The sequence below is a fragment of the Bacillus sp. BS98 genome, assembly GCF_008432245.1.
GTDB classification, from domain to species: domain Bacteria; phylum Bacillota; class Bacilli; order Bacillales; family Bacillaceae_G; genus Bacillus_A; species Bacillus_A toyonensis.
The window spans coordinates 874,567-891,114 of sequence record NZ_CP043830.1; the positions used below are offsets into that span (position 1 = coordinate 874,567).

Consider the following 16,548-nt stretch of genomic DNA (forward strand, 5'->3'; position numbering starts at 1 on the left):
TTTTGCCATATATATTTATTTTTGGAATCCGCCAAGGCTTTGCTCAGCCATTGCAACTAGACGTTTTGTGATTTCTCCACCAACAGAACCGTTAGCACGAGCCGTAGAATCTGCTCCTAATTGTACACCAAATTCTTGAGCGATTTCGTACTTCATTTGATCGATTGCAGCTGTTGCTCCTGGTACTACTAATTGATTGTAAGAACTTTGGTTTGCCATAGGAATATATCCTCCTTAGAGTTATAAAAATTTTTTTGGTTGGACTAGCTGGATTTGAACCAGATATTATCGCCCCGTTTGGCGCTAATCCATCGGTAATTAAGTTTGTACTCATAGTATGGATGTTACCTAGAAAGATATACAAAATAATAATTTGTAAATTTTGTCAAAAAAACGTAGTGATTTCGTAAATTATGAAATAAGAGTAATCGTTGTATTTTTAAGAAAGAAGGCTAAACTAAGAGCGATATTAAATATGGTGTTCTCTTTGAACCCTACTATGTTAGGGCTAATAATTAGCTTTTTATTGATGGTTTATGAAAGTGAGATACATTACAATTGCAGCTTAGTAATATAAAAACTAAAAAGGCATTAACTTCTCATTTCTGGTTTAACTAGGGATGGGGCATGGAAAGGGAAAGAAAGGAACTGACCGTATCTACTCATGGCTAGATGCTTTCTGCAACCTAAAAAAAAAGAACTTTAAATGATGTTAAACGATAATGTATGGAGGAATCATGATGGGGATTTGCCCGCTTTGCAACGCATTCGAATCACAAACCTATTCTTGTCAAAATTGCCAAGGTATACTCCAAGATTATGGGAAAACTGTAGATTACATAGACGATTATAGTGCGTATATGGATCAGGAATTATTAAGTGAGGTAGATGGATTAACACATAATCATTCACAAGAATATTGCAATCATATTTTTTATTGCGGAGTATGTAACGTGGAAACTGAGGTTGTAGTAAAACTTGTGTAAATAGAAAACTTCCACCTTATGAATGAGGTGGAAGTTTTTGTTTTCGTATTTGTGAGTGAATCATAGGAGAAGGGATATGTTCGGTGTTTGATGAAGTCCCTAATTTCATTTGGGACATTTTTTCTTTTGCATCGCGCAAAGAATGTTCAGTTAAGTAGATAGCATATTCGTAAAATAATTGGCGCGTCAGTTCACTTTGTTCTTTTAACTTTTCATCTTGGAATACAGTTCGCCCAGGTTTTGAGTTTGCTTCAAATAGCCACGGATTTTCCTTTGTGTCTAAACCGATATCAAAACCGATTTCTCCAATGTTCCCAGTTACTTGCCCATCGAGCGCGTAACTTATTTGCAAGGCTGTTTGTTTTAATTTATTTTCAATTTGAACTTGTTTCGTTGAATCTGGAAAAAGTTCTTGTAGTAATTTTGTATCACCACCGCTATTTACATGTGTAGTTAAGCTACCTTTGCCAGCAATTTTGGCGACGATGGCACTGACGACCCAATTACCGAAATGGTTTTTATTTGTATGAATGCGAAAATCAACAGGTTGCCCGTCGAAGCGAAGTAAAGAAATACCTTGCTGTACGATAAACTTCTTTAAATCATGTCCTTTTAATACGTGGTTCAGAAGTGTTTCTAATGATTGATACTTTCTTAGTTTATTCTCTTCATTTTCGCGATAACGACAGTAGTAGCAATTCTCTGTTTGAGAATAAAATAGTTGATGAATATTTCTTCCGAAGCTACCGTGTATCGGTTTCATGTAAATTGATTTATATGTGCCAAGAAACCGTTCTACTTGTTCGAAGTGCTGAAATGTCTCTGTGTTTGGTAATAAAGGCACAATTGAATCGTCCTTCATGAGAAGTTGATGAACGTCCCATTTATTAAAAAATCCTGGGTTAAACCATGGAATGTTATAGTCATGTTCTAATTTCTTTTTTGCTCTAACGATTGGTTTATAATTTTCTGCTTTACGATTTGGTAGTCGATCGTAAATGACATTTGGCAAAGGAACTTTTTTCTTTAGCCATTTTCCTTCTTGAAAGAAATACCCATCAATCGTTTCTTCTTCCCAGTTTATATGTTGAACGCCAAAAACGAATACGAACGGTCGTAATGTAAATGGTGGTGTTAGTAACTCACTGAGAGATGTGGAACGGTTTCCTAAAGGAATAGGTGAGTCATCGTTAAAACCAGTTGTGAAAATACCGACTAATGGTCCGAAAATAATTGTTTCATTTTGTGTAAAGGCATGAATGGTAGTGGAATGAGGGAGTAAAAGTTTTTCTGCAATTCGTTTTCCAATCATAATTTCACGAGTAAAGGAATAATGAATTTTTACCTCTTCACTTGCAACATGGCGTCTGCCGAAGGAAAGGGATGTAATAGGTGGTGTAATAGAAAAAATGTAAGGTAAAGTAATACTATTTGGATGCTCATCTGAAATGTTTAATGTATATATGTGCTCTTTCAAAATGGGATTCCCTCCTTTCGTTATGGTGTAAAGCGGCTAAATTTTAGTGGTCCGTGAAAGATCTTTTCAGCTAACGAATCATTATGATGAATGTAACGTTCGTAAGGGGGAATCGTGTTGACATACATAAGCCAAATCGCCCCTTTTTGATCCATAATTGTGGAAAGTTCTAGTTCGAATAAAGAAGAATAAGATTGATCTAATGTTTGAAACACTTCATTTATAATGTCGTGTAAAGCGTCTTGTAATAGTTGCACACCGGTATTAGATAGTACATATTTAATTTTTGATAATGAATGCAGCGAGGAATCATCCGTTACGGAAAGTAAAAATTGGTTCGGAAATGAGCTTTTTTGTATAAATTGACCGATAACGTTCCATTTTTGTTCTTTATTTTTTTGCAAAATGGTTCGAATGTGGAGTGGATACGTTAGTTGATTCGGTGGTTGTAGCATCGTATGGGTGATATAACGTGTTGATTGTATGTTAGATGTGTACCAAGATATAAACTCATCTGTCCGTTTGATTGGAGTAGAATTATGATATGCGTCATGTATTGTATCGATATGAAACGTTTTATTTTTATAAGCGATCCGGTACAGACTTTCATTGGAATGTGTATGAGTAGGACGTATAATAATATCTTTTGTTTTTAATAAAAGTTTGAAAATGTTTTGTATCGTTGCTATTTCAAATTTTGGTATATAAGGAGATAATTTTTTATTAGTAAGAAATAAATCATGTAGTTCGCTTAAGTCAATAAGTGTGTTATTTAAAAAGGTAGTGGAAGGACGGTTGTGTAATGAATGAATAATTGATTTAGCCTTTTCAAAGTCTGTATCCTCGTTAAAAGAAGAACGATCGTATATATAAGAAGGAATAGGGAATGTTTGCTCTTTCCATTTTCCTGTATCTGTATCATAAATAAGACCAGAAACAAGGTCTGTTTTAGGATCAATACAAAATGGTGTAAACTGGGCAACGACATTATGATAAAGCCGAGCGCGTTTGGCGATTTCGGTGTAATAAGTTTGCTCATAATGAGGCCGGGAAGTTAAAATACCGAGAACCAACGAAATCACTCCTTTACTAACAAAGTGTTGGCATAATAGGCGAAGCTATATATTGCAAATACTTTTTTATACCATTATACTTTTGTCCGTATGATGATATGCTATAGTTTTGGAGAAGCGAAAGGTTGATTGTAATGAATATATGGTTGAATATGTTAACGACGACAGGGCTCGGAGCGATTATTGGAGGATATACGAACCACTTAGCGATAAAAATGTTATTTCGTCCCCATCGTCCTATTTATATTGGAAAGTTTCAATTGCCATTTACACCTGGATTAATTCCGAAGCGACGTGATGAGCTTGCTGTTCAATTAGGGAAAATGGTAGTCGAGCATTTGTTAACGCCAGAAGGAATCGGAAAAAAGCTAACAAATGAAGAGTTTCAAAAAAGTTTAATTCACTGGGTGCAAGTGGAAGTGGATAAAGTCATTACGAATGAACAATCACTGCGACATATGTTAGAAAAATGGAATGTAGCACATGTAGAAGAAGAGGCGACCGGGAAAATCGAGCATGTGATTACAAAAAAAGTTCAGGAATTTTTAGCGGAGTACTATACATATACATGGGAACAAGCTCTACCTCATTCTGTACATGAAAAAATAGAGAATGCAATTCCAAATGTCTCGGCTTTTATTTTAGAGCGAGGAATTGAATTTTTTGAAAGTGAAGAAGGGAAAGCGCGCCTTTCAAAAATGATTGATGATTTCTTTGCTTCTCGTGGAACATTACTTAACTTAGTCGGGATGTTTCTAGGGAATGTAAGTGTAGTGGATCGTGTGCAGCCAGAAGTAATTAAATTTTTAGGTCAAGATGGTACGGAAAAGCTTTTAACTAATGTACTGCAAAAAGAGTGGGAAAAGTTAAAGGGAAGAGATGTAAAAGAATTAGAAACGTTTGTAGAAAAAGAAATGATTGTAAGCTCCATATTGTCTGTAGTTAAAGTTGAGGAAACAGTGAGTAAGTTTTTAAACCAATCGGTACAGCAAGTGTGTGCGCCAGTTCGAGAAACAATCATTGAAAAAGTGGTTCCAAGCGCAGTAACGAAAGGCTTGAAGTGGGGGACAGAAAATGTAGAGACCATACTAAATAATCTACATCTTGCGGAAATTGTCCAGCAAGAAGTGTCTACATTTTCAACAGAGAGGCTAGAAGATTTAGTTCTGTCCATTACAAAAAATGAGCTGAAAATGATTACGTATTTAGGTGCCTTATTAGGCGGAATGATTGGACTCGTGCAAGGGTTGTTACTGTTGTTCCTTAGGTAGTAAAGATAAGTACATAGAAATAAGAGTGAAATTTCTTCACATCTCTTGCATAGTTTGATATGGTAAGAAGAGGTGCGTATGTAAATGCACTTAAAAGGCAGTGTGAGCGAAAAGCGCTAGCCTTCTAAAGGAGGAAAAATAAAATGACAAAAAACATTCATGATGTAGCATATGAATTACAAAAAGCAATCGCTGAAAACGAAGACTTCAAAACTTTAAAAGAGAGCTATGCGGCAGTACAAGGAGATGCAGCTTCAAAGAACTTATTTGAAGAGTTCCGTACGATGCAACTTAGCCTACAACAAAAAATGATGCAAGGCCAAGAAATCACTGAAGAAGACAACCAACAAGCACAAGAAGTTGTAGCTCGCATTCAACAAGATGCTAAAATTACAAAATTAATGGAAACTGAGCAACGCCTAAACGTTGTAATCGGTGACGTTAACAAAATTATCATGAAGCCACTTGAAGAATTATATAGCGCGCAACAAGCGTAATAGTGGAAGACGCTCCTTTATGGGGCGTCTTTTTTGTTTAGGGAATTAAGTTTAAAAGTAAATGTTATTTTAAAAAACAAATTAATTGTAAGCGTATTCTTTAAGGGTTGTCAAAATACTGTCAAATTCATATTGTTGGAAAAATAATGCATTTGTAATATAATGATACATGATACTTCACCACGTTAATTAACTAGGTGAAATTAAAATCTTTATTACACACATTATGAAATAAAGGGATGATTAGTTTGATGAGTACAGGTGTAAAAGCAAACGACGTGAAGACAAAAACAAAAGGAGCAGATCTTGTTGTTGATTGTTTAATTAAACAAGGTGTTACACATGTTTTCGGTATTCCAGGAGCGAAGATTGACTCTGTATTTGATGTATTGCAAGAAAGAGGACCAGAGTTAATCGTTTGTCGTCATGAACAAAACGCAGCATTTATGGCAGCTGCTATTGGTAGATTAACAGGGAAACCGGGTGTGTGTCTTGTGACTTCAGGACCAGGGACATCAAATTTAGCGACAGGTCTTGTTACTGCGAATGCGGAGAGTGATCCCGTTGTTGCTTTAGCTGGTGCAGTTCCACGTACGGATCGATTAAAACGTACCCATCAATCTATGGATAATGCTGCACTATTCGAACCAATCACAAAATATAGCGTAGAAGTAGAGCATCCGGATAACGTACCAGAAGCACTATCAAATGCATTTCGAAGTGCTACCTCCACAAATCCGGGAGCAACTTTAGTAAGTCTTCCGCAAGATGTTATGACTGCGGAAACGACTGTAGAGTCTATCGGTGCGCTTTCTAAGCCACAGCTTGGAATCGCTCCCACATATGATATTACATATGTGGTAGAAAAAATAAAATCAGCGAAATTACCAGTTATTTTACTCGGTATGAGAGCGAGCACAAATGAAGTGACGAAAGCTGTTCGTGAATTAATTGCTGATACAGAACTTCCTGTCGTTGAAACGTATCAAGCAGCTGGTGCAATTTCACGTGAGTTAGAAGATCATTTCTTCGGCCGCGTTGGATTATTCCGTAATCAACCAGGTGATATTTTACTAGAAGAAGCGGATCTCGTTATTTCTATCGGTTATGATCCAATTGAGTACGATCCGAAATTTTGGAATAAACTTGGGGACAGAACGATCATTCATCTTGATGACCATCAAGCAGATATCGATCATGATTACCAACCAGAGCGTGAATTAATTGGCGATATCGCTTTAACTGTAAATAGCATTGCAGAAAAATTACCGAAACTTGTATTAAGCACGGAATCAGAAGCAGTGTTAGAACGATTACGCGCGAAGTTATCAGAGCAAGCAGAAGTTCCAAACCGCGCTTCTGAAGGTGTTACGCATCCGCTTCAAGTCATTCGCACACTTCGTTCTTTAATTAGTGACGATACAACTGTTACGTGTGACATCGGTTCCCATTCTATTTGGATGGCGAGATGTTTCCGTTCTTATGAACCACGTAGACTATTATTTAGTAACGGTATGCAAACGTTAGGTGTTGCACTACCTTGGGCAATTGCCGCTACTTTAGTTGAACCGGGAAAAAAAGTTGTTTCCGTGTCAGGTGATGGTGGTTTCTTATTCTCTTCGATGGAGTTAGAAACAGCGGTACGTTTAAATGCACCAGTTGTACATCTCGTTTGGAGAGACGGTACATATGATATGGTTGCGTTCCAACAAATGATGAAATACGGTAGAACATCAGCTACAGAATTTGGCGATGTTGATCTTGTGAAATATGCAGAAAGTTTCGGGGCGTTAGGTCTTCGTGTTAACACGCCTGATGAATTAGAAGGGGTATTAAAAGAAGCATTAGCAGCAGATGGTCCTGTCATTATTGATATTCCAATTGACTATCGTGACAACATTAAATTAAGCGAAAAATTATTACCAAACCAATTAAACTAATGGAGGCAGATTTGAGATGACTGTTGCGCAATTAATTGATATTGATGCAAAAAAAACGAAAACGAGTAATGAAGTATATCAAACATCTACAATGCTTGCGCTATTAGATGGTATATATGATGGTGTGATTAGCTTTGAGGAACTAAAAGAACATGGTGATTTTGGCATCGGCACATTTGATCAATTAGATGGTGAAATGATTGCATTTGATAATGAATTTTATCATTTACGTTCAGACGGTTCAGCAGAAAAAGTAGAGCCAGAAGAAACAACGCCATTTGCGACTGTAACGTTTTTTGAAAAAGAAATGAGTTATACGGTAGAGCGTCCGATGAATCGTGAAGAAGTTGAAGCGTTATTACATGAATTAATGCCGAGTAAAAACTTATTCTACGCTATTCGAATGGACGGTACGTTCCGTGAAGTAAGGACGAGAACTGTTCCAAGACAAGAAAAACCGTATACACCGCTCGTTGAAGTGACGAAATCACAACCAATCTTTTCGTTTAAAAATACAGAAGGTACACTAGCTGGATTTTGGACACCAGATTACGCGCAAGGCATTGGTGTAGCTGGGTTCCACTTACATTACATTGATGATGAAATTCGCGGGGGCGGACATGTTTTCGACTATGTTATAGAAAACTGTACGATCCAAATTTGTCAAAAAGCTCATATGCATTTAGCACTTCCAGAAACAGCTGACTTTATGGCGGCTGAATTATCAAGAGAAAACTTAGAAAATGATATTGCGACTGCGGAAGGTGCAGAGTAAGAGGGAAAGACTGTTCCATTTTGGAACAGTCTTCTTTTATTCGTAATGTTATTATTTGTCGATAAATCGATATTTCTTGTCGAACCGTTGATATATTGTAAGTTACGATAGATATATTCGAAAAATCGTTGATATATTGTAAGTTACGATAGATATATTTGAAAAATCGTTGATATCGCTTATTTCTTTGAAACAAACCGATGCCCCTCATAATAAAACCGCCACGGATAATGCACAGCTTCTTCTGCATAGTCGATATTAATACGAGGTCCTGCTGTTATTTTATATTGTGATGACATATGTTCTTCTTCTGGAACGAGTTCAATATGTAACGTATCACTTTGTAATGATACGCCGCGTTCTTCTAAAGTAATTCCGAGTGCACGGCATAGTTTGCCAGGACCGTTTGTTAAATTTTTGTACTGTGCTTTCGTAATGTCTGTTTTGTTGTAGCGCGCTAGTTTTATTTCTTCAATCCCATCTACAGGTTCAAGCGCTCGAATGAGAACGCCTTGCGGGGTGCCAACTGGCGCTGTAATGACGTTAAAACAATGATACATACCGTAAATTAAATATACGTAAGCATGCCCCGGTGCGCCATACATGACTTCTGTACGATCCGTTCGTCTGCCGCCATAACTATGTGCGGCCTTATCATCTGGGCCTTTATATGCTTCTACTTCTACAATGATGCCGCTTCGTTTTATTCCGTCTACAATATGAACGAGTTTTTGGCCGAGTAATTTCTTTGCGACTTCTAACGTGTCGCCTTCGTAAAAAGAAGGTGGTGCCTGCATTGTACTATCTCCTTTACTGAGTGTATATGTATATAGTAAACCAAATTTTCAGTAGTAATTCTAACTCGTTCTATTTGCTACATTTATTTCATAAATTATGGATAGAGTACAACAGCGAAGAGGGGGAGTGCGACATGATTTATCGCTTACTAGCTCTTAATATAGATGGGACACTACTATACAATAACGGAAAAATCGCAAAAGGATTACGAGAAACAATTGAATTTGTGAAAAGAAAAGATGTATACGTTACATTATTTACGAGCCGTAATTTTCAATCCGCTCATAAAGTAGCAAAGGCGTTAAAATTAGATTCTATATTAGTGACACACGGTGGTGCTTTCGTTTCAGCAACGTTAGATAAGCCTTACGTTCAAAGAAGATTATCTGAAGAGAAGACTTTTAACATTGTGCAAGTGTTAGAGCACTTTGATTGTAATGTACGCATTTCTCATGAGCGGTTTTCAATCGGAAACCGGGAGAGAAATACACCAAACTTAATTGCGCGTACTGTATTATCAAGCGCAGATCCGTTATTTTATCCAGTTCAATTTGTAGATTCGTTAGGCGATGCGCTTCGTGATCATCCGGTAGCGGCACCAAAAATTGATGTTGTTTTCCATAGTAAAGGTGAAAAGGAAAGAGGGCTAACTACGCTAAGAAAAGCATTCCAAGATATAGAGTATGTTGAATGTGACGCAAAACGAATAGAAATTTTGCCGCAAAATGTATCAAAGTTACGCGGATTACAGTTGCTTGGAGAGCATTTAAATATTTCGCTAAATGAAATGGTTGCGATTGGGGATAGCATGGAAGATTTAGAGGTCATTGAAAACGTTGGACTCGGGGTAGCGATGGGGAATGCGCCTGTAGAGTTAAAGCAAGCGGCAGATTGGATTACACGTTCAAATAGTGAGAACGGTGTAGAGTATATGATTAAAGAGCATTTCCGTAAGCAATTCCCACTTCCGTTTTTGAAAAACCATAAAAATACACCGAAACGATGAAAGAAAAACGTAGCTTTGTGGCTACGTTTTTTTGTTGAACTTACTAAAAGGAATGAAAGCGTTTTAGGTTGTGAATTGTGTATGAAATCTATACAATTCACTTGAATCCTTTAGAAAACTAATGTAAAGTGGATGATGTTCCCAAAATAGTTACACCACATGAAATATTCTTCAGATAAATTTTATTGGGCTCCCGTATGTAAAACATTTCCGCATGATAGTGTAGTTCACGTATTATTTCAAAAATGAATTGTAGTAATTTTATTAATTAGTTGTAGCGTTTCTTTGTTTTATTTAAATGGATTATTTTAAGTTAATGTGAGTAAGATCTGGCACATATGAAATGTGTTTCTTTTTATGATTTTAGGAAGTTTAAAAGGGGGAATGAATTTCTTGAGGAAATCATTTAATCAAAAAATTAAAAAGTTAAGTAGTAGTTTAATAGTTGTATTACTAATATGTATGAATTTTTTAATCCATTTACCATTTAAAGCAGAGGCAGCTACAACAGAATTAAAAGGTTTAGGTGATGTATCTTATTACAACGCCATCATTTTTGGAGATCATAGTGCAACGAGTGCGGATATTGAAGGTGCGATGGCTGTTCAGAAAAATATGAACGCATCAAGTTATACAGTCGTAGCGGCTGCAACTGGAGCAAATAACTTAGCTGGAGCAACTTGGGTAGATGAAGGATATCCATCATTATTACTAGGCGGTCAATTTACGAAAGCGGGAGCAGGACAAGTAATTATTCAAGATGGAACAGTGGCCATGACAAAAGACGGTGACCCAGATGGCGCAATGAAAACGTCATATGACCGTATCTCTTATAAAGAGCAAGCGGAGATTGATGCTAAGTTTAAAGAATTTAGAAAAGACGTTGATGGTGTAATCGGGGATGCGGGCCAATTACACACTGATAAGCCAACACTTAATATGAGCTTTGGAATCGGTGAAGATGTAAACAACCCTAATATTTATGTCTCTTCAGGCCAAACGGGAAAGAAAACATTTGATGTAAAAGACGTTTATCTTCCAAATGTAGAGAATAAAGACTTCATTGTTATTTATTCAGATGCAGAAGAAGTGAGTTTTGGTGGCGGTGCAATTTTGTATGATACAAGAAATACTGGGATGGCAACAGACTTAATTAATACATCTCAAGCATACGACCCTAATTCATCTTTTACTGAGTTAGCTAGTAAGGTAATTTGGGTGTTTCCTAATGCTACAAAGATAACAACTAAAGGTTATGGTGTAGTAGGTAGTGTGTTTGCACCTAATGCAGTTGTAGAGACAAAAGGTGGTTCTATTAATGGACAAGCCTATGTTGGAGGATTACACCAAAGAGATGGATTTGAGGTTCATAACTTTAAATTTAACTGGCCAAAGTGGAATAAGCCAGCAGCTGAAAAAGGAAATTTACAAATTAAAAAAGTTGATGAAAACGATGAAAACATTGTTTTAAAAGACGCAAAATTTGATGTTATAGACAAAGATAATACTGTTGTGGCTACTGTTACAACAAACGAAAAGGGTATTGCGGAAGTAAAAGATTTACCACTTGGTGATTATTTTGTAAAAGAAATTAGTGCACCAGAAGGATATATAAAAGTTGATACACCAGTAAAAGTAACAATTGATAGTACAAACGTAATTGAACTTGTTATGAAGAATACGAAAAAAGTTGAAAATGGCCAATTTAAATTGTTGAAAAAAGATAATGAATCTGGTCAACTTCTACCAGGTGCAAAATTTGATGTTATCGATAAAGATGGGAAAGTTGTCGAAACAATTATTACAGACAGTAAAGGTGAAGCTTTATCAAAACAACTTCCAGTTGGAACATATACATTAAAAGAGGTAGAAGCCCCGAAAGGATATGAACTATCATCTAGTTCAGTTCCTGTAAATGTAGAGGCTAATAAAGTAATTACTGTAGATGTGTTGAATAAAAAAATCCCTGAAAAAGTAACAGGTCAATTCGAAATCGTGAAAGTAGATGCAAATGATAAAGAGAAACTATTATCAGGCGCAGAATTTGAAGTGTATAAAGATGGCAAGAAAGTAGATACGTTACGAACAGATAAAACAGGTAAAGTGATTTCTCAGAAATTAGAACCAGGGAAGTACACATTAAAAGAAACGAAAGCACCACAAGGATATAAGTTGTTAAAAGAAGAAATTGAAGTCGTTGTGGAAGCAAATAAAGTAGTACAAGTACAAGTGGAAAACGCGAAAGAACTGGGAAGCTTACAAATAATCAAAAAGGATGCAGAGAGTGGAAAAGTTCTAGCAGGCGCAGAATTTATACTGAAAAACGAAAGTGGTCAAGTAGTTGGAGAAACGAAAACAACAGATAAAGATGGCGTAGTGAAGTTCGAAAACGTAGTGCCAGGAAAATACACGTTAGAGGAAACGAAAGCGCCAGAAAGTTATAAAGCGCTGGAAGTGACAGTAGAAGTCAACATCGTAGCGAATGAAGTAGTAAAACAAGAAGTGACGAACGAAAAAGTAACAGGTCAATTCGAAATCGTAAAAGTAGATGCGAATGATAAAGCGAAAGTATTATCAGACGCAGAATTCGAAGTGTATAAAGATGGTGAAAAGGTAGCGGAACTGAAAACAGATGAGAGTGGAAAAGTGATGTCACCGAAATTACCATTAGGTGAATACACAGTGAAAGAGACGAAAGCACCAACGGGCTATAAACTTTCTAATAAAGAATGGAAAGTAACAATTCAAAACGAGAAAGAAGTAGTAAAAATAGAGGCAGAAAACGAAAAAATCTTAGGTTCTCTACAAATTATTAAAATGGATGATAAAGATCAAACGAAACGTTTAGCAGGCGCACAATTTACATTGAAAGATGTGAAAGGAAATGTTGTAAAAGAAGGAATTACAACAGATGAGTCTGGAATTGTAAAAGTAGACGGACTAGTGCCGGGGGAATATACGTTAGAAGAAACAAAAGCGCCAGAAGGTTATGAGTTAACAAAACAAGTAATTCATGTAACAGTTGACGGTGAAAAAGTTATTGATGTCAAAGTAACGAATAGTAAGAGCCTTGGTCAATTTGAAATTGTAAAAGTGGATGCAAATGATAAAGAGAAACTATTATCAGACGCAGAATTCGAAGTGTATAAAGACGGTAAAAAAGTAGAGACATTACGAACAGATAAAACAGGTAAAGTAATCTCTCAGAAATTAGAACCAGGGAAGTACACATTAAAAGAGACGAAAGCACCACAAGGATATAAGTTGTTAAAAGAAGAAATTGAAGTCGTTGTAGAAGCAAACAAAGTAGTACAAGTACAAGTAGAAAATGCGAAAGAACTAGGAAGCTTACAAGTAATCAAAAAGGATGCAGAGAGTGGAAAAGTTCTAGCAGGCGCAGAATTTATACTGAAAAACGAAAGTGGTCAAGTAGTTGGAGAAATGAAAACAACAGATAAAGATGGTGTTGTGAAATTCGAAAACGTAGTGCCAGGAAAATACACGTTAGAGGAAACGAAAGCGCCAGAAGGTTATAAAGCGCTAGAAGTGACAGTAGAAGTAAACATCGTAGCGAATGAAGTAGTAAAACAAGAAGTGACGAACGAAAAAGTAACAGGTCAATTCGAAATCGTAAAAGTAGATGCGAATGATAAAGCGAAAGTATTATCAGACGCAGAATTCGAAGTGTATAAAGATGGTAAAAAAGTAGAGACATTACGAACAGATAAAACAGGTAAAGTAATCTCTCAGAAATTAGAACCAGGGAAGTACACATTAAAAGAGACGAAAGCACCACAAGGATATAAGTTGTTAAAAGAAGAAATTGAAGTCGTTGTAGAAGCAAATAAAGTAGTACAAGTACAAGTGGAAAACGCGAAAGAACTAGGAAGCTTACAAGTAATCAAAAAGGATGCAGAGAGTGGAAAAGTTCTAGCAGGCGCAGAATTTATACTGAAAAACGAAAGTGGTCAAGTAGTTGGAGAAATGAAAACAACAGATAAAGATGGTGTTGTGAAATTCGAAAACGTAGTGCCAGGAAAATACACGTTAGAGGAAACGAAAGCGCCAGAAGGTTATAAGGCGCTGGAAGTGACAGTAGAAGTAAACATCGTAGCAAATGAATTAGTAAAACAAGAAGTATTGAATGAAAAAGTGAAAGAAAAAATAACAGGTCAAGTAGAAATTACAAAGGTAGATGCGAATGATACAAATAAAATATTAGCAGGCGCAGTTTTTGAAATTTTGAAAGACGGAACGAAAATAGACAAATTAACAACAGATAAAAATGGTAAAGCAATTTCCAAGAAACTTGAACCAGGAGATTACATTTTAAAAGAAGTACAGGCTCCAGAAGGATACACTTTATCTAATAAGGAAGTTAAGTTTACGATTTCTAATCAAAAAATTGAAGTTATAAAACTTCAAATTACAAATCAAAAAGAGCCAGGTGGAGGAACAGAAACACCAGGTGGAGGAACAGAAACACCAGGTGGAGGAACAGAAACACCAGGTGGAGGAACAGAAACACCAGGTGGAGGAACAGAAACACCAGGTGGAGGAACAGAAACACCAGGTGGAGGAACAGAAACACCAGGTGGAGGAACAGAAACACCAGGTGGAGGAACAGAAACACCAGGTGGAGGAACAGAAACACCAGGTGAAGGAACAGAGAAGCCTAACTTACCCGAAAAAGGGGAAGGTTCTTCTAATAATCAACAACTTCCAGCCACAGGACATGATATGAACTATCTCCCATTCGTTGGTTTTGTTCTTGTGTTATTAGGAATACGTTTAAGATTTATGACTAAAAATAGTTAATAGATGTATAAAAGGCATAAGAGAAATGTTATCTCTTATGCCTTTAAGTTATTAATAGAAGGAATAAGGTAAAACCTTCTGTATTGACCTGCAAACGCCCTTCAAGTAAACTAAAGAGAGTTTGCAAATGAAAAGGTGATAATGTTGTTAATTTCAATTAAAACGTTACAAGATGATCGTTTTTTACGTCCGCTACAAAATATTGGCGGCTTATTTTTTGAAGATAGTACGATTGGATTTGAACAAGAGGAAGCAAATCTTATCGTTGATATACACATTGAAGAGAATGTGAAAGCATCTGCTCGTTTAACAGATGTTGCTACTGGAAATGTGTATGAAGAAACGTTCGCAAAAGATTTATCTGCTTTCACAGATGAGAAAGAGCGTATGAAGCAAGTGAAGCACGTTGTTTCTTATGTATATCTTTCTGTTCTTCAGCAGTTAACTGGTCTTGAACAAAGCTGGGGCATTTTAACAGGAGTTCGTCCGACAAAACTTCTTCATAAAATGCTTCAAAATGGTATGTCAAAAGAAGAAGCGCATCAAGAGCTTCGTGAAAGCTATTTAATTCATGAAGAGAAAATTGAACTTCTTCAGCGTATTGTGGATTGCCAATTAGCGGTAGTTCCGGATTTATACCGTTTGAAAGAGGAAGTAAGTATTTATATCGGTATTCCATTCTGCCCAACAAAATGTGCATATTGTACATTCCCGGCTTATGCAATTAACGGACGCCAAGGCTCTGTTGATTCATTCTTAGGTGGTTTACATTATGAAGTTCGTGAAATTGGTAAGTTTTTAAAAGAAAAAGGTGTAACAGTTACGACGATTTATTACGGCGGCGGTACACCGACAAGTATTACAGCAGAAGAGATGGATATGCTGTATGAAGAAATGTATGAAGCGTTCCCAGATGTGAAAAATGTGCGTGAAGTAACAGTTGAGGCAGGTCGCCCTGATACAATTACGCCAGCTAAGCTAGAAGTGTTAAATAAATGGAATATTGACCGTATTAGTATTAATCCGCAGTCATACCATCAAGAGACATTAAAAGCAATTGGGCGTCATCATACTGTAGAAGAAACAATTGAGAAGTATCACTTAGCTCGTGAAATGGGAATGAACAATATTAATATGGACTTAATTATTGGTCTTCCTGGTGAAGGGCTAGATATCTTCAAGCACACGTTAGATGAGACAGAAAAGTTAATGCCAGAATCGTTAACAGTTCATACGTTATCATTTAAACGTGCTTCTGAAATGACGCAAAACAAACGTAAATATAAAGTAGCTGGTCGCGAAGAAATTACAGCGATGATGCACGAAGCAGAAGAGTGGACGCAAAAGCATAATTACGTACCATATTACCTATATCGTCAAAAGAATATTTTAGGTAACTTAGAGAACGTTGGTTATGCAATGCCTACGCAAGAAAGTATTTACAACATTGTCATAATGGAAGAAGTACAATCGATTATCGGGCTTGGCTGTGGTGCTTCAAGTAAGTTTGTTCATCCGAAGACGGGCGCAATTACGCATTTCGCGAATCCGAAAGATCCAAAATCATATAACGATGGCTTTGTAAAATATACAGAAGATAAACTGAAAATTTTAGAAGAGCTGTTTGTTTAAGCATAAGAGGACTGTTCCGATTTGGAACAGTCTCTTTTTTATCCGGCTATTTGCGGGGGGAAGGCTGCCTGTAAAAACCCGATTAAAGTTTCGTTTTATTTTGTCAGTTTTTGTCGGTAAGTCGATATATTCAAAAAATCGCTGATATATATTGAGTTGCGGTCGATATATTTTAAAAATCGCTGATATATTTCAAGTTGCGGTCGATATATTCAAAAAAACGCCGATATAATTTTATTTACTGAGAAGTGAATAAAAACATACCTCCATTTGTA

The 16,548-nt window shown here is 36.5% G+C and carries 12 protein-coding genes; 8 read left to right on the forward strand and 4 right to left on the reverse strand.

Features of this window, described 5'->3' with window-relative positions; all coding sequences use genetic code 11:
* Positions 1–15 precede the first annotated feature (15 nt).
* On the reverse strand, positions 16–219 hold the full coding sequence (gene sasP / locus F0362_RS04515; RefSeq protein ID WP_000013349.1) for a small acid-soluble spore protein, SasP family: 204 nt from the start codon (positions 217–219) through the stop codon (positions 16–18).
* 521 nt (positions 220–740) lie between these two features.
* On the opposite strand from sasP, the gene F0362_RS04520 reads away from it, so the two are divergent.
* On the forward strand, positions 741–986 hold the full coding sequence (locus F0362_RS04520; protein ID WP_000510453.1) for a hypothetical protein: 246 nt from the start codon (positions 741–743) through the stop codon (positions 984–986).
* A gap of 16 nt (positions 987–1,002) precedes the next feature.
* Here the strand turns inward: F0362_RS04520 and F0362_RS04525 are convergent, their stop codons facing one another.
* Together F0362_RS04525 and F0362_RS04530 are read right to left on the reverse strand one after the other, a co-directional pair.
* On the reverse strand, positions 1,003–2,463 hold the full coding sequence (locus tag F0362_RS04525; protein ID WP_000658084.1) for a YheC/YheD family endospore coat-associated protein: 1,461 nt from the start codon (positions 2,461–2,463) through the stop codon (positions 1,003–1,005).
* A gap of 20 nt (positions 2,464–2,483) precedes the next feature.
* On the reverse strand, positions 2,484–3,536 hold the full coding sequence (locus tag F0362_RS04530; protein WP_000242732.1) for a YheC/YheD family endospore coat-associated protein: 1,053 nt from the start codon (positions 3,534–3,536) through the stop codon (positions 2,484–2,486).
* Between the two features lie 134 nt (positions 3,537–3,670).
* Here F0362_RS04530 and F0362_RS04535 point away from each other — a divergent pair, with 134 nt between their 5' ends.
* The 4 genes from F0362_RS04535 (at position 3,671) to alsD (ending at position 8,019) form a co-directional block, all read left to right on the forward strand.
* Complete coding sequence (locus F0362_RS04535) at positions 3,671–4,807, forward strand: DUF445 domain-containing protein (RefSeq protein WP_149889669.1); 1,137 nt, start codon at positions 3,671–3,673, stop codon at positions 4,805–4,807.
* 143 nt (positions 4,808–4,950) lie between these two features.
* On the forward strand, positions 4,951–5,304 hold the full coding sequence (locus F0362_RS04540; protein WP_000164615.1) for a YlbF/YmcA family competence regulator: 354 nt from the start codon (positions 4,951–4,953) through the stop codon (positions 5,302–5,304).
* Between the two features lie 251 nt (positions 5,305–5,555).
* A complete protein-coding gene (gene alsS / locus F0362_RS04545; RefSeq protein WP_000103539.1) occupies positions 5,556–7,244 on the forward strand; it encodes an acetolactate synthase AlsS in 1,689 nt (562 codons plus the stop codon).
* Positions 7,245–7,260: 16 nt separating this feature from the next.
* Positions 7,261–8,019: an alpha-acetolactate decarboxylase gene (gene alsD / locus F0362_RS04550; RefSeq protein WP_000215029.1), complete on the forward strand. Its 759-nt coding sequence runs from the start codon at positions 7,261–7,263 to the stop codon at positions 8,017–8,019.
* A gap of 179 nt (positions 8,020–8,198) precedes the next feature.
* On the opposite strand, the gene F0362_RS04555 is transcribed toward alsD, so the two are convergent.
* Complete coding sequence (locus F0362_RS04555) at positions 8,199–8,816, reverse strand: DNA-3-methyladenine glycosylase (RefSeq protein WP_016090877.1); 618 nt, start codon at positions 8,814–8,816, stop codon at positions 8,199–8,201.
* Between the two features lie 134 nt (positions 8,817–8,950).
* Between F0362_RS04555 and F0362_RS04560 the strand changes: the two genes are divergently transcribed.
* The 3 genes from F0362_RS04560 (at position 8,951) to F0362_RS04570 (ending at position 16,273) form a co-directional block, all read left to right on the forward strand.
* Positions 8,951–9,823 (forward strand): Cof-type HAD-IIB family hydrolase, encoded by an 873-nt coding sequence (locus tag F0362_RS04560; RefSeq protein ID WP_000640434.1) that lies wholly within the window; start codon positions 8,951–8,953, stop codon positions 9,821–9,823.
* Between the two features lie 384 nt (positions 9,824–10,207).
* Positions 10,208–14,641 carry a SpaA isopeptide-forming pilin-related protein gene (locus tag F0362_RS04565; RefSeq protein WP_253265936.1) on the forward strand — a complete coding sequence of 1,478 codons (4,434 nt, stop codon included), beginning with the start codon at positions 10,208–10,210 and terminating at the stop codon, positions 14,639–14,641.
* A gap of 141 nt (positions 14,642–14,782) precedes the next feature.
* Positions 14,783–16,273, forward strand: coding sequence for a coproporphyrinogen III oxidase (locus F0362_RS04570; RefSeq protein WP_002047350.1), 1,491 nt, complete (start codon positions 14,783–14,785; stop codon positions 16,271–16,273).
* Positions 16,274–16,548: the final 275 nt, after the last annotated feature.

What these genes read in the sequence shown, in the direction of transcription:
- alsS (WP_000103539.1), top strand. Translation starts at nt 5,556, where the DNA reads ATGAGTACAGGTGTAAAAGCAAACGACGTGAAGACAAAAACAAAAGGA.
- alsD (WP_000215029.1), top strand. Translation starts at nt 7,261, where the DNA reads ATGACTGTTGCGCAATTAATTGATATTGATGCAAAAAAAACGAAAACG.
- F0362_RS04570 (WP_002047350.1), top strand. Translation starts at nt 14,783, where the DNA reads ATGTTGTTAATTTCAATTAAAACGTTACAAGATGATCGTTTTTTACGT.
- F0362_RS04540 (WP_000164615.1), top strand. Translation starts at nt 4,951, where the DNA reads ATGACAAAAAACATTCATGATGTAGCATATGAATTACAAAAAGCAATC.
- F0362_RS04520 (WP_000510453.1), top strand. Translation starts at nt 741, where the DNA reads ATGGGGATTTGCCCGCTTTGCAACGCATTCGAATCACAAACCTATTCT.
- F0362_RS04565 (WP_253265936.1), top strand. Translation starts at nt 10,208, where the DNA reads ATGAATTTCTTGAGGAAATCATTTAATCAAAAAATTAAAAAGTTAAGT.
- F0362_RS04560 (WP_000640434.1), top strand. Translation starts at nt 8,951, where the DNA reads ATGATTTATCGCTTACTAGCTCTTAATATAGATGGGACACTACTATAC.
- F0362_RS04555 (WP_016090877.1), bottom strand. Translation starts at nt 8,816, where the DNA reads ATGCAGGCACCACCTTCTTTTTACGAAGGCGACACGTTAGAAGTCGCA.
- sasP (WP_000013349.1), bottom strand. Translation starts at nt 219, where the DNA reads ATGGCAAACCAAAGTTCTTACAATCAATTAGTAGTACCAGGAGCAACA.
- F0362_RS04535 (WP_149889669.1), top strand. Translation starts at nt 3,671, where the DNA reads ATGAATATATGGTTGAATATGTTAACGACGACAGGGCTCGGAGCGATT.